The sequence below is a fragment of the Pseudomonas sp. NGC7 genome (genome assembly GCF_047159675.1).
Classification (GTDB): Bacteria; Pseudomonadota; Gammaproteobacteria; order Pseudomonadales; family Pseudomonadaceae; genus Aquipseudomonas; species Aquipseudomonas kermanshahensis.
In genome coordinates this window covers 5,246,867-5,271,699 of record NZ_BAAFZY010000001.1, presented here as the reverse complement: position 1 = coordinate 5,271,699, position 24,833 = coordinate 5,246,867, and the positions used below count along the sequence as shown (strand labels likewise).

Annotated in this window: 23 protein-coding genes; 13 read left to right on the top strand and 10 right to left on the bottom strand. The window is 63.1% G+C overall.

The genetic code is table 11. From position 1 onward, the window contains the following. Positions 1–27 precede the first annotated feature (27 nt). Genes ACMCNM_RS23510 through ACMCNM_RS23500 form a run of 3 tightly spaced genes read right to left on the bottom strand, consistent with a single transcriptional unit; the run spans position 28 to position 3,603 of the window. Positions 28–975, bottom strand: a complete 948-nt coding sequence (locus tag ACMCNM_RS23510) for a dihydrodipicolinate synthase family protein (RefSeq protein WP_412765522.1) — start codon at positions 973–975, stop codon at positions 28–30. Between the two features lie 56 nt (positions 976–1,031). Continuing rightward, positions 1,032–1,958: a 4-hydroxyproline epimerase gene (locus tag ACMCNM_RS23505; RefSeq protein WP_027594630.1), complete on the bottom strand. Its 927-nt coding sequence runs from the start codon at positions 1,956–1,958 to the stop codon at positions 1,032–1,034. A 28-nt stretch (positions 1,959–1,986) separates the two neighbouring features. Beyond that, entirely contained in the window at positions 1,987–3,603 is a 1,617-nt protein-coding gene (locus tag ACMCNM_RS23500; protein ID WP_027594629.1) for an APC family permease, read from the bottom strand. 359 nt (positions 3,604–3,962) lie between these two features. Here ACMCNM_RS23500 and ACMCNM_RS23495 point away from each other — a divergent pair, with 359 nt between their 5' ends. Beyond that, positions 3,963–4,745 carry a helix-turn-helix domain-containing protein gene (locus tag ACMCNM_RS23495; RefSeq protein WP_412765521.1) on the top strand — a complete coding sequence of 261 codons (783 nt, stop codon included), beginning with the start codon at positions 3,963–3,965 and terminating at the stop codon, positions 4,743–4,745. Here ACMCNM_RS23495 and ACMCNM_RS23490 read toward each other — a convergent pair. Next, on the bottom strand, positions 4,733–5,620 hold the full coding sequence (locus ACMCNM_RS23490; protein ID WP_412765520.1) for a LysR family transcriptional regulator: 888 nt from the start codon (positions 5,618–5,620) through the stop codon (positions 4,733–4,735). The two genes, ACMCNM_RS23495 and ACMCNM_RS23490, sit on opposite strands and share 13 nt — an antisense overlap. A gap of 141 nt (positions 5,621–5,761) precedes the next feature. Here ACMCNM_RS23490 and moaB point away from each other — a divergent pair, with 141 nt between their 5' ends. Further along, entirely contained in the window at positions 5,762–6,301 is a 540-nt protein-coding gene (moaB, locus tag ACMCNM_RS23485) for a molybdenum cofactor biosynthesis protein B (protein ID WP_027594626.1), read from the top strand. Positions 6,302–6,366: 65 nt separating this feature from the next. On the opposite strand, the gene ACMCNM_RS23480 is transcribed toward moaB, so the two are convergent. Both ACMCNM_RS23480 and moaA read right to left on the bottom strand, forming a co-directional pair. Next, the gene (locus tag ACMCNM_RS23480; RefSeq protein WP_412765519.1) at positions 6,367–7,266 is read right to left on the bottom strand and encodes a bestrophin family protein; all 900 of its coding nucleotides are present in this window, start codon (positions 7,264–7,266) and stop codon (positions 6,367–6,369) included. A gap of 20 nt (positions 7,267–7,286) precedes the next feature. Continuing rightward, positions 7,287–8,291 carry a GTP 3',8-cyclase MoaA gene (gene moaA, locus ACMCNM_RS23475; protein WP_412765518.1) on the bottom strand — a complete coding sequence of 335 codons (1,005 nt, stop codon included), beginning with the start codon at positions 8,289–8,291 and terminating at the stop codon, positions 7,287–7,289. 358 nt (positions 8,292–8,649) lie between these two features. Between moaA and ACMCNM_RS23470 the strand changes: the two genes are divergently transcribed. Further along, positions 8,650–10,974, top strand: coding sequence for an FdhF/YdeP family oxidoreductase (locus ACMCNM_RS23470; protein WP_412765517.1), 2,325 nt, complete (start codon positions 8,650–8,652; stop codon positions 10,972–10,974). Positions 10,975–11,096: 122 nt separating this feature from the next. Here the strand turns inward: ACMCNM_RS23470 and ACMCNM_RS23465 are convergent, their stop codons facing one another. Next, positions 11,097–11,558: an Lrp/AsnC family transcriptional regulator gene (locus ACMCNM_RS23465; protein WP_027594622.1), complete on the bottom strand. Its 462-nt coding sequence runs from the start codon at positions 11,556–11,558 to the stop codon at positions 11,097–11,099. Positions 11,559–11,686: 128 nt separating this feature from the next. Between ACMCNM_RS23465 and ACMCNM_RS23460 the strand changes: the two genes are divergently transcribed. Further along, positions 11,687–12,871, top strand: coding sequence for a trans-sulfuration enzyme family protein (locus ACMCNM_RS23460; RefSeq protein WP_186680944.1), 1,185 nt, complete (start codon positions 11,687–11,689; stop codon positions 12,869–12,871). A gap of 61 nt (positions 12,872–12,932) precedes the next feature. On the opposite strand, the gene ACMCNM_RS23455 is transcribed toward ACMCNM_RS23460, so the two are convergent. Beyond that, positions 12,933–13,169, bottom strand: a complete 237-nt coding sequence (locus tag ACMCNM_RS23455; RefSeq protein ID WP_027594620.1) for a YdcH family protein — start codon at positions 13,167–13,169, stop codon at positions 12,933–12,935. A 296-nt stretch (positions 13,170–13,465) separates the two neighbouring features. On the opposite strand from ACMCNM_RS23455, the gene ACMCNM_RS23450 reads away from it, so the two are divergent. The 4 genes from ACMCNM_RS23450 to ACMCNM_RS23435 all read left to right on the top strand — a co-directional run bounded on the left by ACMCNM_RS23450 (position 13,466) and on the right by ACMCNM_RS23435 (position 17,646). Continuing rightward, the gene (locus ACMCNM_RS23450; RefSeq protein ID WP_412765516.1) at positions 13,466–15,103 is read left to right on the top strand and encodes a phosphoethanolamine transferase; all 1,638 of its coding nucleotides are present in this window, start codon (positions 13,466–13,468) and stop codon (positions 15,101–15,103) included. Positions 15,104–15,211: 108 nt separating this feature from the next. Next, on the top strand, positions 15,212–16,345 hold the full coding sequence (gene rnd / locus ACMCNM_RS23445; RefSeq protein ID WP_027594618.1) for a ribonuclease D: 1,134 nt from the start codon (positions 15,212–15,214) through the stop codon (positions 16,343–16,345). After that, positions 16,342–16,635: a YcgL domain-containing protein gene (locus ACMCNM_RS23440; RefSeq protein WP_027594617.1), complete on the top strand. Its 294-nt coding sequence runs from the start codon at positions 16,342–16,344 to the stop codon at positions 16,633–16,635. Before rnd ends, ACMCNM_RS23440 begins: the two co-directional genes overlap by 4 nt. 78 nt (positions 16,636–16,713) lie before the next feature. Continuing rightward, positions 16,714–17,646 carry a D-2-hydroxyacid dehydrogenase gene (locus ACMCNM_RS23435; protein WP_027594616.1) on the top strand — a complete coding sequence of 311 codons (933 nt, stop codon included), beginning with the start codon at positions 16,714–16,716 and terminating at the stop codon, positions 17,644–17,646. Positions 17,647–17,877: 231 nt separating this feature from the next. Here the strand turns inward: ACMCNM_RS23435 and ACMCNM_RS23430 are convergent, their stop codons facing one another. Next, positions 17,878–18,471, bottom strand: coding sequence for a nitroreductase family protein (locus ACMCNM_RS23430; RefSeq protein ID WP_186680935.1), 594 nt, complete (start codon positions 18,469–18,471; stop codon positions 17,878–17,880). 144 nt (positions 18,472–18,615) lie between these two features. Here ACMCNM_RS23430 and ACMCNM_RS23425 point away from each other — a divergent pair, with 144 nt between their 5' ends. Together ACMCNM_RS23425 and ACMCNM_RS23420 are read left to right on the top strand one after the other, a co-directional pair. Further along, positions 18,616–19,065, top strand: a complete 450-nt coding sequence (locus ACMCNM_RS23425; protein WP_027594614.1) for a YcgN family cysteine cluster protein — start codon at positions 18,616–18,618, stop codon at positions 19,063–19,065. A gap of 41 nt (positions 19,066–19,106) precedes the next feature. Continuing rightward, positions 19,107–20,321, top strand: coding sequence for a hypothetical protein (locus tag ACMCNM_RS23420; protein WP_412765515.1), 1,215 nt, complete (start codon positions 19,107–19,109; stop codon positions 20,319–20,321). A gap of 220 nt (positions 20,322–20,541) precedes the next feature. Here ACMCNM_RS23420 and ACMCNM_RS23415 read toward each other — a convergent pair whose 3' ends face one another. Beyond that, positions 20,542–20,883 carry a YgaP-like transmembrane domain gene (locus ACMCNM_RS23415; protein WP_027594612.1) on the bottom strand — a complete coding sequence of 114 codons (342 nt, stop codon included), beginning with the start codon at positions 20,881–20,883 and terminating at the stop codon, positions 20,542–20,544. Positions 20,884–21,216: 333 nt separating this feature from the next. Between ACMCNM_RS23415 and ACMCNM_RS23410 the strand changes: the two genes are divergently transcribed. The 3 genes from ACMCNM_RS23410 (at position 21,217) to ACMCNM_RS23400 (ending at position 24,827) form a co-directional block, all read left to right on the top strand. After that, a complete protein-coding gene (locus ACMCNM_RS23410) occupies positions 21,217–21,933 on the top strand; it encodes a GntR family transcriptional regulator (RefSeq protein WP_186680931.1) in 717 nt (238 codons plus the stop codon). A 62-nt stretch (positions 21,934–21,995) separates the two neighbouring features. Further along, a complete protein-coding gene (locus ACMCNM_RS23405) occupies positions 21,996–23,315 on the top strand; it encodes an NAD(P)/FAD-dependent oxidoreductase (RefSeq protein ID WP_099430181.1) in 1,320 nt (439 codons plus the stop codon). A gap of 183 nt (positions 23,316–23,498) precedes the next feature. Then, positions 23,499–24,827: an MFS transporter gene (locus ACMCNM_RS23400; protein WP_027594609.1), complete on the top strand. Its 1,329-nt coding sequence runs from the start codon at positions 23,499–23,501 to the stop codon at positions 24,825–24,827. Positions 24,828–24,833 lie beyond the last annotated feature (6 nt).

The window sequence follows — 24,833 nt, the reverse complement described above, 5'->3', positions numbered from 1 at the left end:
CCGCTCCCACGGTTACGCCCACAGTGATCAGGCGACGTTTTGCTCGGCCGACCAGTTGGCGTACCACTGGCGGAACAGCGCGTATTGCTGTTCGGCGTAGTTGCGCTGGGCATCGGTCAGGGCGTCGGTCTCGTTGAAGTGCAGGCTGTACTCGCGGTCGCCGTTGAGCACCATCAGGTGCTTGTAATACAGCACCAGGTCGCAGCCTTCATCGAACGACGACAACACCGCCAGCGCCGCTTCCAGTTCGCGGGCCAGGCGCCGGGCCTTGGCATCACCTTTGGCAGCCTGCTTGCTCAGGCTCACCAGTTGCAGCACTTCACGGGGCAGTGCGTTGCCGATGCCGGTGATGGCACCGGTGGCATTGCAGTTGACGAAGCCATGCAACACTTGGGTGTCGACGCCGACCATCAGGGTCACGTCATCGTCCTTGGAGGTGATGTGCTCGGCGGCGTAGCGCAGGTCGGCGCCACCGCCAAATTCCTTGAAGCCGATCAGGTTCGGGTATTCGCGGCGCAGTTCGAAAAACAGGTCGGCGCGGGTGGCAAAGCCGTAGTAGGGGCTGTTGTAGATGACTGCCGGCAGTTTCGGCGCGGCGGCCAGGATGGCCGAGAAGTGGTGCTTCTGGGCGATCAACGAAGCGCCGCGGGACAGTACACGCGGGATCACCATCAGGCCGGCTGCACCAACTTCGGCGGCATGGGCCGCGTGGGAAACCGCTTCACGGGTATTCACCGCGCCGGTGCCGACGATGGTCGGGATGCCGGCAGCCACCAGGCGCGCCACGCCTTCCTGGCGCTCGGCCTCGGTCAACAGCGGCCAGTCGCCCATCGAGCCGCAGTACACCACGGCGCTCATGCCGGCTTCGATCAGCTCGCGGCCTTTGCGTACCAGGGCATCGAAGTCCGGTTTGCGGGCGGCGGTGCAGGGGGTCATCAGGGCAGGCATGCAGCCGGTGAAGATGTTGTCGCTCATGGGTGTCACTCCTTGCAGTATTCAGTCTGGGTTGCGAATAAAAAGGCCTGGGCAGGTCAGATGCCCCAGGCGAAAGGATCCTGTTCGTCGATCAGCAGGGTGCTGTCGGCGGTCATGTAGGCGCGGCCGGTGATGAACGGGCGAATGCGCTCGCCCTCGCGCTGGTAGCGGCCCTGGAACTGGCTGCCGGTGATGCTCGCCTGGACCCAGGTCTGGCCTTCGCCGAGCTTGCCGTCGGCGGCCAGGCAGGCCAGCTTGGCGCTGGTGCCCGTGCCGCAAGGGGAACGGTCGTAGGCCTTGCCGGGGCACATGACGAAGTTGCGGCTGTCGGCGTCGGGGTCGTCGGCAAACAGCTCGACATGGTCGATCGGCTCGCCGTTTTCGCCGGTGATGCCCTGGGCCTCCAGGGCCTTGAGCATCGCCCAGGTGTAGTCGGTGAGCGCTTCGACGTTGTCCAGCTCGATGCGCTGGCCATGCTCGGACACTAGGAAGAACCAGTTGCCGCCCCAGGCGATATCGCCGTGCACCACGCCATGGCCCGGTACCTCGACCGGCACCTGTTGGCGATAGCGGTAGGCAGGCACGTTGCCTACGGTGACCGCGCCGTCTTCATGCAAGGTGGCGCTCACCTGGCCGACCGGCGTGTCGACCTTGTGCACGCCTGGCGCGATCAGCCCCAGGTGCTGCAGCGAGGCGATCAGGCCGATGGTGCCGTGGCCGCACATGTTCAGGTAGCCGGCGTTGTTGAAGAAAATCACCCCGCACGTAGCGTCTTCCGAGACCGGTGGGCAATACAGCGCACCGACCAGCACATCGTTGCCGCGAGGCTCCAGCAGGCAGGCGCGGCGCCATGGGTCGTGCAGTTCGCGCAGTTCGTCGCGCTGTTCGGCCATGGTGCGGCCATTGAGCGGTGGGAAGCCTTTCATCACCAGGCGGGTCGGTTCGCCGCCGGTATGCGAGTCGATGACGTGAATGTGTTTCATGGGCAGGTCCCTTGTATGGTGGCCGAGGTCAGGAGGCGACAGCGGCAGGGCGGTGGCCCAGGTGTGTGTCGGCGGTGGCTTCGCTCTCGTCTTCGCCATCCAGGCGCACCAGGTGCGCCGGCACGCCGGTCGCGGCGCCCCAGTAGTAGATGCCCAGGGCACAGGCGGCCACGACCACGGTGTCGAATGGGTGGCCGATCACGCCCAGGCCGCCGAAGCTGCCCAGCCAGGACAGCAGAATGGTCACGGCGTAGAAACCGATCAGCCAGGCCGACGAACGCACTTGCTGGCCGATGGACAGGTGCTGGGTTGGCACGAAGCGGGCGCACAGCAGGTAAAGCACGAACATCACGATTTGCAGGGCCAACAGCCACGACACGGTGTTCCAGCCAGACCAGTAGACGATCAGCGCGGCGATGATGAACGACAGCGGGCCGAGCACGCTCATGCCCTTGACGCGGAACGGGCGCGGCATGTCGGGTGCGTTGCGGCGCAGCGCGGCGACAGTGACCGGGGCCACGGCATAGCTCAGTACCAGTGCCGCCGAGACCACGTTGATCAGCGCTTCCCAGGACGGGAACGGCAGGGTCCAGAACACCGACAGGGCGAAGGTCAGCCACAGCGCCGGGCGGGGGATGCCGGACTGCTCGTCGATGCGGGTGAAGACTTTGAAGAAGGTCCCGGTCTGCGCCCAGCCATAGATCACCCGCGGGGTGGCGTTCATGTAGATGTTGCCGCAACCGCTTGGCGAGATGACCGCGTCGGCCACCACCAGGTATGCCAGCCAGCCCACGCCCAAGGCCAGGGCGATGTCGCGGTAAGGCAGGGCGAGTTCCTTGGTCACACCGGCCCAGCCGTTGGCCAGCATTTCGGTTGGCACGCTGCCGAGGAAGGCCAGTTGCAGCAGGGCGTAGATCGCGGTGGACAACAGCACCGACAGGATCAGCGCGATGGGAATGGTGCGCTGCGGGTTCTTCACTTCACTGGCTACCGAAATGATCGGTGTCAGCCCCAGGTAAGCGAAGATGATGCCACCCGCCGAGACGGCCATTTCCACACCCGACAGGCCGAACGGCGCAAAGCCCTGGACCTCGAAGTTTGCCGGTTTGAAGAAGGTGAACAGCACGCCGATCACCAGCAACGGCACGATGAACTTGAACACGCTGACCAGGTTGTTGGCTTTGGCGAAGGTCTTGACGCTGCGGTAGTTGAGCAGAAAGAACAGCCCCAGCAGCGCGAACTGCACCAGCCAGCCGAGCACGCTCGGGTCACTGGAGCCGGCCTTGGTCAGTTCGGGGAACCAGGCCGCGGCGTATTGCCGTGACGCGACCACTTCGATGGCGATCAGGCTGGAAAACGCGATCAGCGTGATGAAGCCCATCAGGTAACCAAGCAGCGGGCCGTGGGAGTACACCGGGTAGCGCACTACGCCACCGGCGCGGGGCAGGGCGGCGCCGAGCTCGCAGTAGACGATGCCCAGCAACAGCACGGCGAAACCGCCGAGGAACCAGGACAAAATACCGGCGGGGCCAGCGATGGCCGAGACGTGGCTGGCGGCGAACAGCCAGCCAGAGCCGAAGATGGCGCCTAGGCCGATGAAGGTGAGGTCGAGCAATGAGAGCTGTTTTTTGAATTTGCCTGACATGGGTGCGCCTTTTTGTAGGTTTTGGATAGGCAGGTCTGATGTCACGAGGTGCGGCTTTTTGGGCCGCGCTCTTGTAGGTATTGGGCGGCTTGTGTGGGGCATAGAGTGGACCGATCGGGGCATCGGTTCTTGATGGTTTTCTGCAGGGTGGATGACGAAATCGGCACAGTTGCAGAAAAGTAGTGGCGGGGTGGTGGGCTCGTGGATAGGCTGAAAGCCATACCGCATAAGGGCTTGGGAGATGCAGTGCCAGTGCCGGCCTCTTCGCAGCACAAGGCTGCTCCTACAAGGCAGTGCGGTCCCTGTAGGAGCAGCCTTGTGCTGCGAAGAGGCCAGTAAAGCCATTAGAGATCAACCCGATGAGCGCCCTTTCCCTGGCAACCCTGTACCAGTCAATGGACCAGCACCGCCCCGCCACCCTGGAGGCCCTGCTCGCCGGGGTCTCCCTGCTGCTGCCGATCCTCGACGCGATCCCCAACGCCGCGATCTTCATCAAGGACGCCGACGCCCGCTACGTGCTGGCCAACAACACCCTGGTCCAGCGCTGCGGCCTCAAGCGTTTGCAACCCTTGCTGGGCAAGACCAGCGCCGAGGTCTTTCCGGCACAACTGGGCCCCGGTTACACCGAGCAGGACCGTCGCGTACTCAAGGATGGCCTGGTGCTGCAAGACCAGCTCGAACTGCACCTGTACGGCAGCCGCGAACCGGGTTGGTGCCTGACCCACAAGCGGCCTTTACTCAACCCCGACGGCGCAATCATCGGCCTGGTGGGCATTTCGGTCGACCTGCAGTCAGCCGCCGACACCCACCCCGCGTACCAGCGCCTGGCAGCCGTGGATGAGCACATTCGTCGGCATTTTCATCACCCCATCAGCATGGGCGAACTGACCCGCATCGCGGGTATTTCCGTGGCGCAGCTGGAGCGCTATTGCAAGCGGGTGTTCCACCTCACGCCACGGCAGATGATCCACAAGGCGCGGCTGGAGCATGCCCATCGCTTGCTGCACAGCGACTTGCCAATCACCGAGGTGGCGATGCAGTGCGGCTACACCGACCACAGCGCCTTCAGCCGCCAGTTCAAGCAATTGACCGGGTTCACCCCGCGCCAGTACCGCCAGGCGACGGCCGCTCAGGAGGGTTGAAACAGCGCGCGCGCCTCGTCAAAGCATTGCTCGGCAATCGCCGAACGCGGCTCGCTGCGGCGCAGCAGCAGGCCCACCGGGCTGTGGATGCTGGCGTCGACGATAGGCAGGATGCGCATGTGGTGGCTCAAGTCTTCCAGCCCGCAATCCAGTGGCATGATCGCGCAGCACACGCCAGTGCTGATGGCCTGGATCAACTGGAAGCTCGAGTCGCTTTCCAGCACGGCGTTGGGTTCCAGGCTGCGGCTGCGGAAGCTCAGGTCCAGCGATTGACGGTAGTGCATGCCTTTGCTCAGCAAGCCCAGTGGAATCTCGCCGAGGTCTTCCCAACGCAGGGTGTCGGCCTGGAACTGGAAGTGGCGGGTATCGTGCAGCAGGCCCATGGTGGTGGTGCCCAGCTCGATCACTTCGAAGAAGCTGGCATTGACTTGGTCCAGGTAGCAGATGCCCAGGTCGAGCTGGTTGCGGCTCAGGCCATCCATGATCTGCTCGGTGCTGTGCGAGCTGATCTGGAAGTGCAGCTCGGGGTATTTTTCGCGCAGCGGCAACAGCAATTGCATCGGGTTGAAGCTGGCCAGCGGCACGGTGCCCAGGCGCAGGCTGCCGACCACCTGGCCGCGGCAACTGGCGGCTTCGGCTTGCAGGCCGTCGTGGGCCGCCAGCAGCGTGCGGGCCCAGGCCAGAATGCGTTCGCCGGCTTCGGTGAACCCTTCGAAGCGCTGGCCGCGTTTGACCAGCACCAGGTCCAGTTCGTCTTCCAGGTTGCGCAGGCGCATCGACAGCGTCGGCTGGGTGATGTGGCACAGCGCTGCGGCCTGGCCAAAATGGCGGGTCTGGTCGAGCGCGATGAGGAACTTGAGTTGCTTGATGTCCATGGGAGTGCCTGGCGTCTGGTTATGCTGACCTTAACCAAGTCAGCGATAGATGTCATTGATCACCCGGTACGCCATATCGATTGGACGCCCCCCGGCCGTGCCTCTAGCGTGGTGACAATGCCCTTTCAGGAGTAGCCCACCGTGAGCGTCAAACCCGATGCGGTCTTCGTACCGCTCAACATCGCCGTACTGACCGTCAGTGACACCCGCACCTACGACACCGACACCTCCGGTGAGCTGCTGGCCAGCCGCTCGGTGGAAATCGGCCATCGCCTGGTGGCGCGAGCGCTGCTCAAGGACGACCTGTACAAGATCCGCGCCCAGGTCGCCACCTGGATCGCCGACGAGCAGGTGCAAGTGGTGCTGATCACCGGCGGTACCGGCTTCACCGGGCGTGACAGTACGCCTGAAGCCGTTGAATGCCTGTTGGACAAACGTATCGATGGCTTCGGTGAGCTGTTCCGGGCGTTGTCCATTCTCGATATCGGCACATCGACCATTCAGAGCCGGGCATTGGCCGGGCTGGCCAACGGTACTTTGGTGTGCTGCCTGCCAGGTTCGACCGGGGCTTGCCGCACGGCGTGGGAAGGGATCCTGGCCGAGCAACTGGATGCGCGCCACCGGCCGTGCAACTTCGTGCCGCACCTGAAGCCTGTCGAGGCTTGCGCAAGCCGCGGTTAATGCCCTGGCTGCACTGGCCTCTTCGCGGGCTTGCCCGCGAAGAGGCCAGCACAAGCAGTAAAAGCTCAGCTCAACACATACCCCACCGGCTCCAATGCCGGTGGCAGCGGCTCAACCCCCAACCCCGCCAGCACATCGCGCTCCACGGTGCGCACCAGCGCATCGGTAGGCAGGTCGTTCTCATCGCGCCCAAACGGGTCTTCCAGTTCGTTGCCAATCGCATCCAGCCCAAAAAACGTATAGCCGACGATGGTGGTGAACAGCGGCGCCAACCAGCCCAGCGGTTCAGCCAGGGCGAACGGCAGCAGCAGGCAGAAGATGTAGATGGTGCGGTGCAGCAACAAGGTATAGGGGAACGGCAACGGCGTGCCTTTGATCCGCTCGCAGGTGGCCTGCACTTCGGTCAGCCCCACCAGCCGCTGTTCCAGCACGCTGTAGCGCCAATCGCTGATCTGCCCCTGCTGCGCCAGCCGTGAGCAGTGCCCGCCGACTTCGCGCAAGATCGTGTCGCACACATTGTGCGCGCTGATCGCATTGGGGTTGGCCAGCCAAGGCCGGGCGGCCGCCAGGTCATCCTCGTTGCGCAGCCGGGCGTTGAGCGCATGGGCAAAGCCGCACAGGCTGCGCAACAGTTCGGCACGCAGTGCCGGGTCGGCGATCACCACGCTTTCGCGCACGAACGAGCGGGTCTCGATGATCAGCTTGCCCCAGGCCTTGCGGCCTTCCCACCAGCGGTCGTAGCAGGCGTTGTTGCGAAAGCTCATGAAGATCGACAGCGACAGGCCCAGCAAGGTGAACGGTGTGGCGCTGACCGGGTAGAAAAATGCCGGATAGTGGCGCTCGACCAGCACGATCAGTGCGGCCAGCAGGGTGACCATCAGGCAGCGCAGGGCGATGCGTTTGACGATCGACCCCTTGAGGGTGAACAGCACGCGCAGCACATCGGGGCGGGGGTGGACGATCATGGAAATCCAGAGGTGGCTGTTCAGCCGCCGGTCATGTTCATGAAACGCAGGATCTGCACGTCACCCCCCACCTCGAAATGATGGCGGTAAGGCTTGAGGTGCAAGGAGTCGCGGATGGCGTTTTCCAGGCGCTCGGCGTTGCTCGGGTGGGCACGCAGGACCTGCTTGAGGTCGACCGAATGCTCGTTGCCCAGGCACAGCAGCAGGCGGCCTTCGACGGTCAGGCGCACGCGGTTGCAGGTGGCGCAGAAGTTATGGCTGTGCGGCGAGATGAAGCCGACCCGGGTGTGCGCCGCTTCGGCCAGGCGCCAGTAGCGTGCCGGGCCTTGGGACGATTCGGTGGACTCGATCAGGGTGAACTGCTCGGCCAGCCGGTCGCGCACCTCGTCACTGGAGTAGAACGACTCACCACGCTGGTGTTCGCTGATGTTACCCAGGGGCATTTCTTCGATGAAGGTGATGTCCAGCTCGCGGTCGATGGCAAAGCGCACCAGGTCGACCAGTTCGTCATCGTTGCGGCCCTTGAGCACTACGCAGTTGAGCTTGGTCTTGCGAAAGCCTGCCTGGCGCGAGGCGTCGATGCCGGCGATCACCTGGTTGAGGTCGCCGGTGCGGGTCAGTTGCTTGAAGCGCCCGGGGTCCAGGCTGTCGAGGCTGATGTTCAGGCGCGAGACGCCGGCGTCGAACAGCGGCTGGGCCAGGCGCCCGAGTTGCGAGCCGTTGCTGGTCACGCACAGTTCGCGCAGGCCGGGCAGGGCGGCGATGCGCCCGCATAGCTCGACGATGCCCTGGCGCACCAGCGGCTCGCCACCGGTCAGGCGGATTTTGCGGGTGCCCAATGCGACGAAGCGCTCAGCCACCTGGAACAGTTCTTCGAGGCTGAGGATCTGCTGGCGCGGCAGGAACTGCATGTCTTCAGCCATGCAGTACACGCACCGGAAGTCGCAGCGGTCGGTGACCGACATCCGCAGGTAGTCGATTTTCCGGTTGAAGCCGTCGATCAGGGCCCGGCTGTTCTGTTCCACGATTGCGCTCGAATGGGATGGACTCAGCTCCAAGCTATAACCTGGCCGCACCCCCGTCAAATTGCTTTCCCCGACTGGTTGATCAATCTGCTCTATCACGGCTTCAGGCCCCGGCATGTATGGGAGATTCCCCCTGTAGGAGCAGCCTTGTGCTGCGAAGAGGCCATTGCAGCCACAGCTTCTCGGCTAGCCAAACCGGCCTCTTCGCAGCACAAGGCTGCTCCTACAGGACGCGATCTGGATTGTCAGTGCTGGCCCGTGATCGAAACGGCTTATCAGCCCGTAAGATCTTTCGATTGGACGCTTGTGCCCCACGCTCAATAGTCTGGAAAAAACACCGAGCGTGAGGATTCACCGCATGAGCCAGGACGAACATATCAGGGACTACAAAGGCGCCGCCGCCGGCTGGGGGGCGCTCAAGAGCGTGACCAAAAGCTGGCTGAGCAGCGAAAACGCCTTCAAGAACCTGCGGGCCATGCTCAAGACCAACCAGAACGGCGGCTTCGACTGCCCCGGCTGCGCCTGGGGCGAATCGCCGGAAAACGACATGGTCAAGTTCTGCGAGAACGGCGCCAAGGCGGTCAACTGGGAAGCCACCGGTCGCTCGGTAGACCCTGCATTCTTCGCCAAGTACAGCGTCAGTGCGTTGGCCGAACAGACCGATTACTGGCTCGAATTCCAAGGCCGGCTGACCCACCCGATGCGCTACGACGCGGCCACCGACCACTACGTCGAAACCTCCTGGGAAGAGGCCTTCGCCCTGGTCGCCAAACACCTGCAGGCGCTCGAATCGCCCGACCAGGCCGAGTTCTACACCTCGGGGCGGGCCAGCAACGAAGCGGCGTTTTTGTACCAGCTGTTCGTCCGCGCCTACGGCACCAACAACTTCCCCGATTGCTCGAACATGTGCCACGAGGCCAGCGGTGTGGGCATGTCGGAAACCCTTGGCGTGGGCAAGGGCACCGTGGTGTTCCATGACCTGGAACTGGCCGACGCCATCTTCGTCATCGGCCAGAACCCCGGCACCAACCACCCGCGCATGCTCGAACCGCTGCGCGAGGCGGTCAAGCGTGGGGCCCAGGTGGTGTGCTTCAACCCGCTGAAGGAGCGTGGCCTGGAGCGCTTCCAGCACCCGCAACACCCGTTCGAAATGCTCAGCAACGGCTCCGAACCGACCAACACCGCGTACTTTCGCCCGGCCCTGGGCGGCGACATGGCGGCCATGCGTGGCATCGCCAAGTATTTGCTGCAATGGGAACGCGAGGCCCAGGCCAAGGGTGAACCGGCGGTGTTCGACCATGCCTTCATCGCCGAACACACCAGCGGCGTCGACGCCTACCTGGCGGCGGTGGATGCCACCTCCTGGGCGCATATCGTCGAGCAGTCGGGCCTGACCCAGGCCGAGATCGAGTTGGCAGCGCGCATGTACCGCAAGGCCGAGCGGGTCATCATGTGCTGGGCCATGGGCGTCACCCAGCACCGCCACTCGGTGCCCACCGTGCAGGAAATCGTCAACTTGCAACTGCTGCGGGGCAACGTTGGCAAACCCGGTGCTGGCCTGTCGCCGGTGCGTGGCCACAGCAATGTGCAGGGCGACCGCACCATGGGCATCGACGAGAAGCCCAAGGCCGGACTGCTCGATGCCCTGGAAAAACGCTTCCAGTTCCGTGTGCCCCGTGCCCACGGGCATAACGCGGTGCTGGCGATCAAGGCCATGGAAGAAGGGCAGGCCAAGGTCTTCATCGCCCTGGGCGGTAACTTCGCCCAGGCTACCCCAGACACCCCTCGAACCCACGCGGCCCTGCGCAACTGCGCATTGACCGTGCAGATTTCCACCAAGCTCAACCGTTCGCACTTGGTCACCGGCCGTGATGCGCTCATCCTGCCGTGCCTGGGGCGAACCGAGATCGACCTGCAGGCCGACGGGCCGCAGGGCGTGACCGTGGAGGACACCTTCAGCATGGTGCACATCTCCCACGGCCAATTGCGCCCGCGCTCGCCACACTTGCGTTCGGAGCCGGCCATCGTGGCCGGCATGGCCCAGGCGACCTTGGGCAAGCAGCCGATCGATTGGGAGTACGCCATTGCCGACTACAGCCGCATCCGCAGCATGATCGCCGATGTGATCCCCGGCTTTACCGACTTCAACGAGCGCTTGCAGCACCCAGGTGGCTTCCACCTGGGCAACAACGCGGCGGATCGCACGTGGCGTACCGCCACCGGCAAGGCGCGTTTCAGTGCCAGCCAGTTGCCGGAGCAACTGGTCAATGCCCAGGTGCTGGCCCGTGGCGACAAACCGGACCTGATTCTGCAGACGTTGCGTTCGCACGACCAGTACAACACCACCCTGTATGGCCTGGATGACCGCTACCGTGGGGTGTTTGGCCTGCGTGAGGTGGTGTTCGTCAATGAGGCTGACATCCGTCGCCTGGGGTTCGAGCCTGGCGAGCACGTGGACTTAGTGTCGCTGTGGGAGGACGGGCGCGAGCGGCGGGTCTCCGGGTTCCGCCTGGTGGCGTATGACGTGCCGCAGGGGCAGGCCGCGGCGTATTACCCAGAGACCAACCCGCTGGTGCCGCTGGAGAGTTATGGCGAGGGGACGTATACGCCGACCTCGAAGTTCATCGCGATCAGGGTAGAGAAAGCCAAGGCGGGGAACCGGATCGAGGCGCGGTCTCTGTAGGAGCGGCCTTGCGTCGCGAAAGGGCCGCGCAGCGGCCCCAGGTTTTCAGCTTCGCGGCATAAATTGTTGGGGCCGCTTCGCGGCCCTTTCGCGACGCAAGGCCGCTCCTACAGACGATCGCGCTAGGGCCGGTGCACCGGGTAAGCGGTGGTGTACTTCATCTGTTCCATGGCAAAACTCGACGTAATGTTGGAAAGCCCGTCGGTGCGGGTGATCAGCTTTTTGTAGAACCGGTCATAGGCGGCAATGTCACCCACCACCACCCGCAGCATGTAATCCCAATCCCCCGACATGCGGTAAAACTCCATCACCTCCTCGAAACCGGTCACGGTCGCGGCAAACTGCTCCAGCCAGGCGCTGTCGTGGCGCTGGGTCTTGAGCTGGACGAACACGGTCAGGCCCAGCCCCAGGCGTGTGGGGTCGAGCAGGGCGACGCGGCCAAGGATGTAACCCTCTTCTTCCAGGCGTTTGACCCGCTTCCAGCAGGGCGTGGTGGACAGGTTTACCGCCTCGGCCAGGTCTTTGAGGGAAATGGACGCGTCGCGCTGCAGCAAGGTGAGGATGTGTTGGTCGAAATTGTCCATGTCGATTACAGGCTGGCCAGAGAATGATTTTCTCCAGATTACTGCAAAACCGGAAAAATGCGTGACCCCCGTTGCGCGTCCTTGCCGCCGGCAATGGTTGTGCGATAGTTGCAGGCTTACCTCAGTCAATGGACCGGATCATGTCCGACAAGCCGCGTAATTTCGCCACCCGTACCATCCACGCCGGCGAGCAGCATAGCGTTGCCGACAACGCGATCTTCCCGCCCATTTATACCGCCAGTTCGTACATCAAGCGCAGCCTGGACGACAACCCCGAGTATGCCTACAGCCGCGTCGGCAACCCGACCCGGCATGCTTACGAGAGCTGTGTCGCGGCGCTGGAAGAAGGTGTCGGCGCGGTGGCTTGCGCCTCCGGCGTGAACGCCACGGCGACGGTGCTGGAGTTGTTGCCCAAAGATGCCCACGTGGTGGTGATGAACGGCGTATACGGCGGCACCTTCCGTATTCTGGAGGACTATCGCAGCCACACATCAGGGCTGACCACCACTTACGTCGACCTCAACGACGTGCAGGCTGTGGCCGCGGCGATTCGCCCAGAAACCCAGCTGATATGGATCGAGTCGCCGACCAACCCCTTGCTGCACCTGGTCGACATCAAGGCGGTCTGCGACCTGGCGCGCTCGCGCGGTATCCTCACCTGCATCGACAACACCTTCTGCTCGCCCTGGAACCAGCGCCCGATCACCCTGGGCGTGGACCTGGTGATGCACTCGGCAAGCAAGTACATCGGCGGCCATTCCGACCTTACCGGCGGTGTGGTGGTGGCCGCCAACGACGCGCTGCTGGCGCGGTTGCGCAAGATCAGCATGGCGGTCGGGGCGATCCAAGGGCCGTTCGACTGCTACCTGGCCCTGCGTGGCCTTAAAACCTTGGACGTTCGCATGGAGCGCCAGTGCGCCAATGCCCTGCAGGTGGCGCGTTTTCTCGAAAGCCATCCGCAGATCGAGCAGGTGTTTTATCCAGGGCTTGAAAGCCACCCCCAGCATGCGCTGTGCAAGCGCCAGATGCGTGCGGGCGGGGCCGTGGTGGCCATGAAGGTCAAGGGTGGCGACCGGGCGGCGCTCAATCGCCTGGTCGAGGCGCTGCAGATCTTCGTACTTGCCGATTCGCTGGGCGGCGTGGAGAGCATGATCAACCACTCCTGGAGCATGTCGCACAACTCCCTGAGCCCGGAACAGAAGGGCGTGATGGGCATCAGTGAGAACTTGCTGCGGCTGTCGGTGGGGATCGAGGACTATCGGGACCTGATCGAAGATCTGGATACGGCGTTGAAGGCGTCGGCTAGCGTATAAAAGCGGCTGGCCCTATCGCCGGCTTGCTGGCGATAGGGCCGGTTGATTCAGCAGAAACCCCTCAAGATTTCGGCGGATGAATGATCCGTTCGATCTTGTCCTTGATCAGCAGCCGCTCCTTGCGCAGTCGGGTGACGGTGTCATCGGTGCTGGCGTTGCCTTCAGCGGCCAGCACTTCCTTGTCTTTGGCGTTGTACTCCTTGTGCAGTTTGTGCAGGTCATGGTCTTTGTCGATGCGCGTCTGGAAATCCTCGGCAGTGATGTTCAGGTCAGCGAGCAGATCATGCGGAACGGGCATTTCTTCACCTCTCGTGGGGGTTGGCGAACGGTCCTGACCTTTGAGGATAGTCGCCTTTGCGCAGGTGGGGAGCTGGGGAGGCCGGCGCAGCCTTCTCGCAACCGGGCAGCACACTTGGCCTGCCAGGCTGAATGGCGGCTGAATAAACTTCATTTAATGTTGGAAAAACGCCATCTCACGGTTTTGTTGGCGTCTTTTTCACGAAAAATTGATGGTGGCCTTTCTAGAGTTCAGCCAACTTTTCGCGGTGCCGCACAGGCCCGTGGGCTGATAATCACTCTTGATTGCGAACACTGATGCTCAACTTTAAATCCCTGCGGACTGAATGGGTCACGCTGCTGGCCAGCCTGTACCTGCTGATCGGCTTCAATTTCTTTCTCTGGCAGCACCTGGAGCAAGTGGTTCCGCCAGGGTTGGCGGGGCTTTGGCTGAGCCTGGCGTTTGCCGTGCTGATGCTGTTCGCATTCAACCTGATTTTGACCTTGTTTGCCTTCCGGTATGTATTAAAACCGGTACTTATTGTGCTGTTCATGAGTGGCGCGGGTGTGGCTTACTTCATGAATCAGTACGGGGTGCTTATTGATGCCGGCATGTTCCGTAACATGGCAGAGACCAATGTTGCGGAAGTGCGCGACCTGATGTCGTTCAAGTTTGCCGCTTATATATTATTGCTGGGCGGATTGCCCTCGGTCCTGCTGTGGAAAACACCGATCGCCTACCGCGCCTGGCCCCGTGAGCTGTTGGGCAAGCTGGTGGTCAGCGGCGCCTGTGTGGTCGCCCTCGGGTCGGTGGCGTTGGTCAACTATCAGGGCTTGTCGTCACTGTTTCGCAATCACCACGAACTGCGCCTGATGCTCACCCCGAGCAATATCGTGGGTGCCTCTATTGGTTATGTCAGCGAACGCGTTGGTACAGCGGCCAGGCCCTTCCAGAGTTATGGCACGGATGCGAAACGTGATGCCGCCTGGCAGAAGCATGAGCGCAAGTCGTTGACGGTGCTGGTCGTCGGCGAAAGTGCGCGGGCCGACCATTTCGGCGTGCTCGGTTATGACCGCGACACCACCCCCAGCCTGGCCAAGGAGCAGGGCCTGCTGGCCTTCTCCGATGTGCATTCGTGCGGGACTGAAACCGCCGTGTCGGTGCCCTGCATGTTCTCGGGCATGCCGCGCAAAGACTACGACGCGCGCGTGGCAAAAAACCGTGAAGGGCTGCTGGATATCCTGCAGCGGGCAGGCCTGGCCGTGCAGTGGCGCGACAACCAGTCGGGCTGCAAGGGCACCTGTGATCGGGTGCAGTTCATCGATGTCAGCAACCTCACCGACCCGGCGCTGTGTGCCAACGGCGAATGCCATGACGAGATCCTGTTGCAGGGCCTGGGTGAGCTGATCGACAACCTCGACAAGGACACCGTGCTGGTGCTGCACCAGATGGGCAGCCACGGCCCCGAGTACTTCAAGCGCTACCCCAACGCCAGCGAGCGCTTTACCCCGGTGTGCCAGAGCAATGCGCTGAACCAGTGCAGCGAGCAGGAAATCATCAACGGCTACGACAACACTTTAGCCTACACCGACAAGGTGCTGGCGTCCCTGATCGACACGCTGCGCAGCAAACAGGACAAGGTCGACACAGCGATGATCTACCTCTCCGACCACGGTGAATCGCTGGGTGAGTACAACCTGTTCCTGCACGGCACCCCTTACCCCATCGCCCCGGAGCAGCAGAAGCACGTGCCACTGCTGACCTGGTTCTCCGACAGCTACAAAGAGGACTTTGGCCTGGACACCGACTGCCTGGCCAAGCTCAGCGATGCGCCGCTGTCCCAGGACAACCTGTTCCACTCGATGCTCGGCCTGTTGCAGGTGCGCACCGAGGTCTACCAGCAATCGTTGGACATGTTCGCCAGCTGCCGGCCGTGGCTGGCCGCCAAGCGCTGATCGCGCATGGCTTTTACACCACCGTTTATCTATTCCAGGGATGGCGCAGGTTTCACCCGCAGTGCCCGCGCCGTATATACTGCGCGCCAATGTTAGTGGGAGAGCCTCGTGGCCATCGAAATTCACTGGATCCGTGACGACCAGACCCTGGCCGACCTCTGCCGAAAGTGGCGCCAACTGCCCTTCGTAGCGCTCGACACCGAATTCATGCGGGTAGACACGTTCTACCCCAAGGCGGGGCTGATCCAGATTGGCGACGGTCAACGTGCCTTTCTGATCGACCCACTGCTGATCAAGGACTGGCAACCCCTGGCCGAGCTGCTTGAAGACAGCGGCGTGGTCAAGGTGCTGCACGCCTGCAGCGAAGACCTCGAAGTGTTGCTGCGCCTGACCGGCAAGCTGCCACAGCCACTGTTCGACACGCAGTTGGCCGCCGGTTACCTGAACCTGGGTTTCTCCATGGGTTACTCGCGCCTGGTCCAGGACGTGCTGGGGCTCGAGCTGCCCAAGGGCGAAACCCGGTCTGACTGGCTGCAACGCCCGCTGTCCGACACCCAGGTCAGCTACGCCGCCGAAGATGCCGTGCACCTGGCCGAGCTGTTCATCGCGCTGCGCCCGCGCCTGTCCGATGACAAGTACGCCTGGGTGCTGGAAGACGGCGCCGAGCTGGTGGCCCAACTGCGCCGGGAAGTCGAGCCCGAGAGCCTGTACCGCGACGTCAAGCTGGCCTGGAAGCTGGCGCCCCAGCAGCTGGCTGTGTTGCGCGAGCTGTGCGCCTGGCGTGAGCGCGAAGCACGCAACCGCGACGTGCCGCGCAACCGCATCCTCAAGGAGCACTCGCTGTGGCCGATGGCCAAGTCCCAGCCCTCTAACTTGTCGGCCCTGGCCAAGATCGACGAGATGCACCCGCGTACCATCCGCCAGGACGGGGAGTTTCTCGTCCAGCTGATCAAGCGTGCTGCCAGCCTGCCCGCCGATCAGTGGCCGCAGGTTTTGCCTGAGCCATTGCCGATCGAAGCGGCCGGCATCCTCAAGCAACTGCGCGCCATCGGCCAGGCCGAAGGCGAGCGCTTAGGCATTGCCCCCGAGCTGATGCTGCGCAAGAAAACCCTGGAAGCGCTGCTCAAGAGCGGCTACCCCAATGGCCCCTATCAACTGCCCGATTCGCTGCGCGGCTGGCGTCGCGAGCGCATGGGCCAGGCCCTGCTGGACAACCTGGCAGGCGCCGGAGAGACCCGATGAAACGTATCTGCTCGATCTACAAGAGCCCCCGCAAGAACGAAATGTACCTGTATGTGCTCAAGGCCGAAGGCCTGGAGCGCGTGCCCGAGGCCTTGCTGCCGTTCTTCGGCACCCCCGTGCATGCGTTCGACCTGGTGCTGAGCCCCGAGCGCAAGCTGGCGCGCGAGGACATCACCAAGGTGCTGGAAAACCTCGACAACCAGGGCTATCACCTGCAGATGCCGCCGGCCGAGGATGAGTACATCGAGCACCTGCCCGAAGAGCTGCTGCGCCGTAACGACCCGGTCTGACCCAGGCCCGGTTCCTCTCATTCGCCAAGTGGCCCGCCTGTCGGGCCGCTTTCGTTGTCTGCCAAGGTTGTTTTCACGATGCGCGTTCTGATCGCCGAACAGGATCATGCCAAGTACACCCAGCTGCTGGGCGAAGCGGCCCCTGACCTGCAAATCCTGACCAGCAGCGACTCTGCCGAGCTGGCGCTGCAGGCACCGCAGTGCCCAGTGTGGCTGGGCCAGCCCGACTTGTTGGCGAGCCTGCTGCGCCAGGGCCACAAGCCGGCCTGGATGCAGTCGACCTGGGCCGGCATCACCCCGTTGCTGGCCGAGGGTTTGCCACGGGACTATCGCCTGACGCGCGCAGTTGGCATTTTTGGCCAGGTCATGGCGGAGTACATGCTCACCTACCTGCTCGGCCATGAACGCGAGGTGCTGTCGCGCCTGGTGAGCCAGGTCGAGCGGCGCTGGGACGACCGCCCCGGGCGCACCCTTGAGGGGCGCAAGGTGCTGATCGTCGGCACCGGTGATATCGGCCAACGTGTGGCGGAGTTTCTGCTGCCGTTCGGCGTGACCCTGTACGGGGTCGCGAGCAGCGCCCGCGAGCAGCTGCCGTTCGTCGAAGTGGCGGCCCTGGCGGACCTGCCGCGCATGGTCGAGCAGGTCGACTACGTGATCAACCTGCTGCCGGACACGCCTGCCACCCACGATTTGTACGATGCGGCGCTGTTCCAGCGCTTCAAGCCCAGTGCCTTGTTCATCAATGCCGGGCGTGGAGTGGCGGTGGTCGATGGCGACCTGGTGGAAGCACTGAAGCAAGGGCATCTGGCGGGCGCGGTGATCGATGTGTGCCGCCAGGAGCCACTGCCCCAGCGTCACCCGTTCTGGACCGCCTGGGGGTTGCTGCTGACCGGGCACAGCTCGGCGCCCACCTCGCCGGCGGCGATGGTGCGGCTGTTTGTCGAGAATGTGCGGGCGTATGAGGCAGGGCAGGGGCTGCGCGGGGAAGTGGATTTCGCCCGGGGTTACTGATTGCTAGTGGCCTGTACCGGCCTCTTCGCGGGGCAAGCCCGCTCCCACAAGTACTGCGCCGACCTTGGGCCTGCGGCGTACCTGTGGGAGTGGGCTTGCCCGCGAAGAGGCCAGTACAGCCCATAAAAAGGCTTACAGGCTCCCACAAGTACCGCGCCGACCTTGGGCCTGCGGGGTACTTGTGGGAGCGGGCTTGCCCCGCGAAGAGGCCGGTACAGCCAACAAAAAGCCTTACAGGCTAAAATCCCCCTCAGCCGCCAGCTCGCTCAGCGGCCGGCGCGAGCTCGGCACTTCACGCGCCTGCAGCGCCTCAGCCAAGGTCGCCTTGTCGCCCAGCTTACCGATCGCCACCATGGCATGCAGCTCGTAACCCTCAGGCACCTTCAGTTCGCTACGCGCCAGCTCCTTGTCGAAGCCGGCCATGCCGTGGGTGTGCCAGCCGCTGATGCTGGCCTGCAGGGCCAAGTGCCCCCAGGCGGAGCCAGTGTCGAAGGTGTGCCACAGGGCAGGGCTTTCTTCAGCGGCGCCAGGCGCTGCGAAGGTGGTTTTAGAGATGATCAGCACCAGCGCCGACGCCTGTTGCGCCCAGCTGCGGTTGAACGGCACCAGCAGGTTCAGGTAGCGCTCCCAGTTCGCGGTATCGCGACGGGCATAGAGGAAGCGCCAAGGCTGCGAGTTGTACGCCGACGGCGCCCAGCGCGCGGCTTCCAGGAAGCTCAGCAGGGTCTCCTCACTGATCGGCTCGGCGGTGAAGGCGCGTGGCGACCAGCGGTTGATGAACTGCTCGTTAATGGCGTAATCGGCAATACGGGGGGTGGCGCTCATGGCTTTTCCTACAAGCGGATGGGAAAACTCCACGCTACTGCGTCCCGTCATGACTGACAAGCGGTCTGGCTTTGCCGAAGGCCAGGCTCTAGACTGGCGCCGCCGCGCGCCGCGCACTGATGATGAATGCAGGAAACCCGTGTGATGATCGCAGACAGCGCGCCGTTCTGGCGGCGCAAAACCCTCGAACAACTCAGCCCGCAAGAGTGGGAATCGCTCTGTGACGGCTGCGGTTTGTGCTGCCTGCAAAAGCTCGAGGACGAGGACGACAACAGCATCTATTACACGCGCATTGCCTGCAAACTGCTGGATCTCGACACCTGCCAGTGCAGCGACTACCCCAACCGCTTCGCCCACGTGCCCGACTGCATCCAGCTGACCCCTGGCAAGGCTGACCAGTTCAAGTGGCTGCCAAGCACCTGCGGTTACCGCCTGGTCAGCGAAGGCAAGGACCTGCCTGACTGGCATCACTTGATCTGCGGCGATCGCCAGCAGGTCCATGAACAGCGTATTTCCCAGTCAGGGCGAATGCTCAGTGAGCATGATGTCGATGAAGACGACTGGGAAGACCACCTGATTTTTCGCGCCAGCTGACCGGCGCACCCCGTCGCCTCTGGGAAACAAGGAGTTTCTGTATGCGTTGCCAGCTGTTGTTGCTGCTGAGCCTGATGGCCTGTTCGCCGGCCTGGGCGAAGAGAGTCGACCTGGATTATCACGTGCGCCTGTTGCCAGCCAATGGCCAGGCCGAAGTGCGCCTGACCCTGGCCGAAGGCAGCAGCGTACGCAGCCTCGACTTCGACCTGGGCAAGGCCGGCACCTACAGTGGCTTCCAGGCTGACGGCCAATGGCAAGTCGCAGACAAGGGCGAGCGCGGTGTGTGGCACCCGGCGCCCGGCAAGACCAGCCTCAGCTACCGCGTGCAACTGGACCAGAAGCTGCGCAGTGGCGCTTATTCGTCGCGTATCACGCCCCATTGGGCCTTGTTCCTCGGCGACCAGCTGGTCCCGCCCGCGCACCTTGATCAGCAGGACGGTACGGAATTGGTGGCACGCCTGTGGTTCGACCTGCCAGAAGGCTGGAAAAGCATCGAAACCTCCTGGCCGCGCATTGGCAAGGACAAGTTCCGCATCGACAACGTCTCGCGCCTGTTCGACCGCCCCACTGGCTGGATGCTGGCGGGTGACCTGGGCAGCCGCCGGGCGCGGCTGGGCGAGACTGAAGTCACCGTTGCCGCGCCAGTCGGGCAGGGCATGCGGCGCATGGACAGCCTGACCCTGCTGACGTTCGTCTGGCCGCAATTGCAGGCCGTGTTCCCGCGTAACCCACCGAAACTGCTGTTGGTCGGCGCCCGGGACGGCATGTGGCGCGGGGCGATGGCGGCGCAGGGCTCGCTGTATATGCACAGCGCCCGGCCGATGATCAGCGAAAATGGCAGCAGCCCGTTGTTGCGTGAATTGGTGCAACTGTTTGCGCAGATTCATGGCCGTGACGGCAGTGACTGGCTGATCGAGAGCCTAACTGACTACTACGCCAGTGAGTTGTTGCGTCGGGCAGGCGGGGTCAGCGATGACCGCTATGAGGCCTGGCAGGCGCGTTTGAGCAAACAGGCTGCCAAGGTTACCCAGCTCAAGGGCGAGCAGGCCAACCCGGCGCAGGTTGCCCGTGGGGTGCTGTTGCTGCAGGCCCTGGACAAGGAGATCCGCATCCACACCCAGGCCAAGCGTTCGTTGGATGACGTGGCGCGGGCGCTGATGCGATTACGGAGTGTGAGCACCGAAGAGTTCGTGCAGATCAGCGAGAGTGTGCTGGGGCGGCGGTCCGAGGTGTTGCAGAGCAAGGTGTTGCGCTAGCGATCTGTGTTACCTGTGCCGGCCTCTTCGCGGGGCAAGCCCGCTCCCACAGGATTGCGCTGCTCTGAGGCCCCATGGAGCAACTACACTGCTCTGGGGACCAATGGAGCAATGGACTGCTCTGAGGCCCCCATGGAGCAACTGCACTGCTCTCAGGATTAGTGAAGTAATTGTGGGAGCGGGCTTGCCCCGCGAAGAGGCCGGCACAGGCAAAACAAAATCAAAGGCCAGTCAGCGGATCCTTCCCTGTCACCGTCACCCCGCGTGTAGCCGCTTTGGCACTCGCCTTCAACGCCTGCAACTGCGCAGCACTGTCTTCGATGTCCGCGCGCAACCGGTTGTATTCCTGACGATGCCGCTGCCACCAGGCCTTGGTCGAGCAATGCCCGCTGACCCCGCGCGCCACGGCCATACCGCCCACCACCATCTGCAGCAGCCCAACCAGGCCGCCATGGCGCAGCCCCTTGCTGAACATCAGCGCCCCGCCGGCCAGCGAACCGACCCTTTCCAGGCCCTGAACATTGTGCTCCGGCGACGCCGCAGCGGAATGGATATCGAGCATGGCAAGCCCTCCGTATGAAGTGTAAGCAGCTGACCGCAGGGGGCTCGCAGCCGTTCATTCGCTGCGCCGAATGGTTGCCAGGCGCACGGCCTGCGCATTGCCAATCAGCGCCAGCACCTGAAAAATGTCTTGTCTGGGCAGCTATTTGTCCGGTTTGGCAATGCAGCCCGCCAGGTGTTTAATCTCACCCTTTAAAACCGCGAAGCCCTTTAAATACGGGCGATCCAGAGATTCAACCGCTCATCTAAAATGCTGTAGACACATTGTCTAACAGTGCCCTATAGTCGTTATACAAATAGTAGACACAGCGCTATGACAACAAAGAAGGCCGCCATGAAAGCCACCGTTCAAGCCATCAGCGAAGAAGCGCCGCAGGACCGCAAGGCCGTCCTCGCCGAAGCGCTGCGCCGCCGGATCCTCAGCATGGAACTGGCCCCCGGCGCTGTGGTGGACGAGTTGGCCCTGTGTGACGAGTTCGGCCTGTCGCGCCCGCCGGTGCGTGAGCTGCTGCGCCAGATTGCCGCCGAAGGCTATATCGAGCTCGAGGCCAACCGCGCGCCACGGGTTGCCGCGATGAACCACGATTCGCTGCACAGCTTTTTCGTCGCGGCGCCGCTCATCTATATCGCCACCACCCAGTTGGCCGCTACCTACGCCAGCGAAGCGGAAATCGAGGCGCTCAAGGCTATCCAGGCGCAGTTCCGCCAGGCCATCGAAGCGCGTGATGTGGAAAACCGGGTGGTCTACAACGACGCCTTCCACCTGGAAATCGGCAGGATGGCGCACAACGACTACCTGATGCCGAGCCTGCGCCGCCTGCTTATCGACCATGCCCGTCTAGGCAAGATTTTTTATCGCCACCCGACCACTGATGACATGCAACAGGACCTTGAAACCGCCTGCGACCAGCATGACCAGATGATCGATGCCATCGAACGCCGCGACCCCGCGCGCGCCGGGCAACTGGTGCGTGAGCACTTCGAGCTGTCGCGCCGGCGCATGGCTGAATACGCCGCACCGCAAGGGCTGGATGTACCGATTCAGATATGAGGTTTCCAGGTCGTCGCCACTGGCGCTGATCGCTCGTCAACAACAAGATCCAGGTTAGTGACATGACAAGAATAAGCTCGTTACCTGCCGATGATGCCACCTGTGGTTGGTATCACCTGAGCACACCCCGCACGCCACGGCCGGCCCACAGTGGCCATAGCCAGGCGCGCTGGGTGGTGGTCGGTGCCGGCTTTACCGGGCTGGCCGCTGCTCGCCAGCTGGCAACGAACTTTCCGCATGACGAGGTTGTGTTGGTCGAGGCCCAGGAAGTCGGTTTTGGCACCTCCGGGCGCAACGCCGGTTTTGCCATCGACCTGCCCCATGACATCGGCGCCGAGGACTACATCGGCGATATCGATACTGCCAAGACCGTGCTCAAGCTCAACCTGGGTGGGCAGTCGTACCTCAAGGAGCTGATCGAGCGCCATGGCATCGAATGCCAGTTTCGGCACTGTGGCAAATACCAGGCCGCTGTCGAGGATCGTGGCATTGCCGTGCTCGATGCCTACCGTCGAGGCCTGGACAAACTCGGCCAGCCCTATGAAGTGATCGAAGGTCGCGACCTGCCCGAACACATCGGCACGCACTTCTACCGCAAGGGTTTGTTCACGCCGGGTACCGCGTTGCTGCAGCCTTCGGCGCTGGTCAAAGGCTTGGCCGACAGCTTGCCGAGCAATGTTTCGCTTTACGAGCACACGCCGATCACTGACGTCGAGTACGGCGACAAAGTGGTACTGCGCCACGCCAAGGGCTCGATCACTGCTGACAAGCTGGTGCTCACCACCAATGCCTTTGGCATGAGCTTCGGCTTCCTCAAGGGCCGCATGTTGCCCGTGTTCACCTATGGCAGCATCACCCGCCCGCTGACCGAAGACGAGCAAGCCCGCCTGGGTGGCAAACCCTACTGGGGCGTGATCCCCGCCGATCCATTCGGCACCACCCTGCGGCGCACCGTCGACAACCGCCTGCTGGTGCGCAACAGCTTCAGCTTCAACCCAGACGGGCGCAGCAACCGCAAGTACCTGGACCGTTTCGTTCAACGCCACCGCGAATCCTTTGCCCGGCGCTTCCCGATGTTGCCCGACGTGAACTTCGAATACACCTGGGGCGGCGCCCTGGCGTTGTCGCGTAATCACATGGGGTTCTTTGGCCAGTTGGCGCCCAATGTGGTCGGCGCGCTGTGTTGTAACGGCCTGGGAGTTACCCGCGGCACGGTCACCGGGAAGTTGCTGGCCGACTGGCTGGCCGGTGACAAACACGAACTTATCGAGTTTTTGCTCAATGCCCCCGGGCCTTGCGCGAATCCACCGCAGCCCTTGGTATCCCTGGGCTTGAACGCCAACTTGATGTGGGGGCAACTGCGCGCGGGCAAAGAAAGCTGATCGTTTTGTAAGTTAGGCCATTGAATATTTGACGTCGGGCGGATTTGCCCGGCACGGGCGCGCTTTGCCCGAAATTGATGATCGAGATGTCATGTCCGATGACCCGGGGCTGAAGGCTGTTTTCAGTTTCGCGGACGCGCTCGCCTTGAAAACGTGCATGCAGAAGAAGTGGTAGGAACAACAATGACAAGTCCGAATATTTCGATTGAAGATGTACCGATCAACCGTTTTCACCAGTTTCTGACCCTGCGCTCCGGCGGGGGCTCTTTCGTCGATGGGTATGTGTTGAGCATCATCGGCGTGGCAATGGTGCAAATGTCCGCGGGCCTGAGCCTGACCAGCTTCTGGCAGGGCATGATCGCCGCCTCGGCGCTCATCGGCATTTTCTTTGGCGGCTTTTTCGGCGGTTGGCTGACCGACCGCTTTGGCCGCAAGCGTGTGTTTTTCGTCGGCCCGACCCTGTTCATTCTGTCGTCGCTTGCGCAGTTCTGGGTGGAGTCGGCGCTGGCCTTGTTCCTGTTGCGTTTTGCCATCGGCATCGCGGTGGGCATCGAGTACCCGGTGGCCACCTCGCTGCTGGTGGAGTTCCTGCCCAAGAAGAACCGCGGCCCGCGCCTGGCCACCTTGACGGTGCTTTGGTTCGCCGGCGCCGCGACCGCCTACATGGTCGGTGAGGCGATCCTGCGCCACGGTGGCGATGATGCCTGGCGCCTGGTATTGGCCAGTGCGGCGGTCATTGGCGCGCTGCTGTTCGCCATTCGCCTGGGCACTCCGGAATCGCCACGCTGGCTGATCAGCAAGGGCCGCTCGGCCGAGGCCGAACAGGTGATCAAGCGGGTCTATGGCAATGGCTTCTCGCTGCGCAACCTGCCGGAAGAGCCCAAGGCCCGCAAGCTGTCGTTTCTCAGCCTGCTGCACGCCGGGTATGGCAAGCGCATGCTGTTCGTCACCCTGTTCTGGACCTGTTCGGTGATCCCGGTGTTCGCCGTGTACGCCTTCGCCCCGAAAGTGCTGGGCGCGCTCAACCTCAAGGGTGACTGGGCATCGATCGGTTCGGTCGCCATCACCTTCCTGTTCGTGGTCGGTTGCATCATCGGCACCCGCCTGCTCAACACCCTCGGTCGGCGCACCACGCTGCTGCACAGCTTCTTCTGGTCGGGGCTGGCGCTGCTGGGCCTGGCGGCGTTCAGCCATGGTAGCGAGCTGCTTATCCTGGTGCTGTTCGGTGCTTATGCACTGTTCATCGGCGGTGCCCAGGTATTGCAACTGGTCTACCCCAACGAGCTGTTCCCCACCGAAATCCGTGCCGGCGCCGTGGGCGTGGGCACCTCCATGTCGCGGGTCGGTGCTGCTGTCGGTACCTGGCTGGTACCCATCGCCCTCGACAACTATGGCATCGGCGCAACCATGTATGCCGCCGCCGCCGTCACGTTTGTTGGCCTGGCCGTCTCTGTCGCCCTGGCCCCCGAAACCCGTTCATTGAACCTGCAGCAAGCGGCATCGCTGAGCTGAGCTATT

Coding starts and splice junctions, on each gene's coding strand:
- ACMCNM_RS23510 (WP_412765522.1), bottom strand. CDS start 975: ATGAGCGACAACATCTTCACCGGCTGCATGCCTGCCCTGATGACCCCC.
- ACMCNM_RS23505 (WP_027594630.1), bottom strand. CDS start 1,958: ATGAAACACATTCACGTCATCGACTCGCATACCGGCGGCGAACCGACC.
- ACMCNM_RS23500 (WP_027594629.1), bottom strand. CDS start 3,603: ATGTCAGGCAAATTCAAAAAACAGCTCTCATTGCTCGACCTCACCTTC.
- ACMCNM_RS23495 (WP_412765521.1), top strand. CDS start 3,963: ATGAGCGCCCTTTCCCTGGCAACCCTGTACCAGTCAATGGACCAGCAC.
- ACMCNM_RS23490 (WP_412765520.1), bottom strand. CDS start 5,620: ATGGACATCAAGCAACTCAAGTTCCTCATCGCGCTCGACCAGACCCGC.
- ACMCNM_RS23480 (WP_412765519.1), bottom strand. CDS start 7,266: ATGATCGTCCACCCCCGCCCCGATGTGCTGCGCGTGCTGTTCACCCTC.
- ACMCNM_RS23470 (WP_412765517.1), top strand. CDS start 8,650: ATGAGCCAGGACGAACATATCAGGGACTACAAAGGCGCCGCCGCCGGC.
- ACMCNM_RS23465 (WP_027594622.1), bottom strand. CDS start 11,558: ATGGACAATTTCGACCAACACATCCTCACCTTGCTGCAGCGCGACGCG.
- ACMCNM_RS23460 (WP_186680944.1), top strand. CDS start 11,687: ATGGACCGGATCATGTCCGACAAGCCGCGTAATTTCGCCACCCGTACC.
- ACMCNM_RS23455 (WP_027594620.1), bottom strand. CDS start 13,169: ATGCCCGTTCCGCATGATCTGCTCGCTGACCTGAACATCACTGCCGAG.
- ACMCNM_RS23450 (WP_412765516.1), top strand. CDS start 13,466: ATGCTCAACTTTAAATCCCTGCGGACTGAATGGGTCACGCTGCTGGCC.
- ACMCNM_RS23440 (WP_027594617.1), top strand. CDS start 16,342: ATGAAACGTATCTGCTCGATCTACAAGAGCCCCCGCAAGAACGAAATG.
- ACMCNM_RS23435 (WP_027594616.1), top strand. CDS start 16,714: ATGCGCGTTCTGATCGCCGAACAGGATCATGCCAAGTACACCCAGCTG.
- ACMCNM_RS23430 (WP_186680935.1), bottom strand. CDS start 18,471: ATGAGCGCCACCCCCCGTATTGCCGATTACGCCATTAACGAGCAGTTC.
- ACMCNM_RS23425 (WP_027594614.1), top strand. CDS start 18,616: ATGATCGCAGACAGCGCGCCGTTCTGGCGGCGCAAAACCCTCGAACAA.
- ACMCNM_RS23420 (WP_412765515.1), top strand. CDS start 19,107: ATGCGTTGCCAGCTGTTGTTGCTGCTGAGCCTGATGGCCTGTTCGCCG.
- ACMCNM_RS23415 (WP_027594612.1), bottom strand. CDS start 20,883: ATGCTCGATATCCATTCCGCTGCGGCGTCGCCGGAGCACAATGTTCAG.
- ACMCNM_RS23410 (WP_186680931.1), top strand. CDS start 21,217: ATGAAAGCCACCGTTCAAGCCATCAGCGAAGAAGCGCCGCAGGACCGC.
- ACMCNM_RS23405 (WP_099430181.1), top strand. CDS start 21,996: ATGACAAGAATAAGCTCGTTACCTGCCGATGATGCCACCTGTGGTTGG.
- ACMCNM_RS23400 (WP_027594609.1), top strand. CDS start 23,499: ATGACAAGTCCGAATATTTCGATTGAAGATGTACCGATCAACCGTTTT.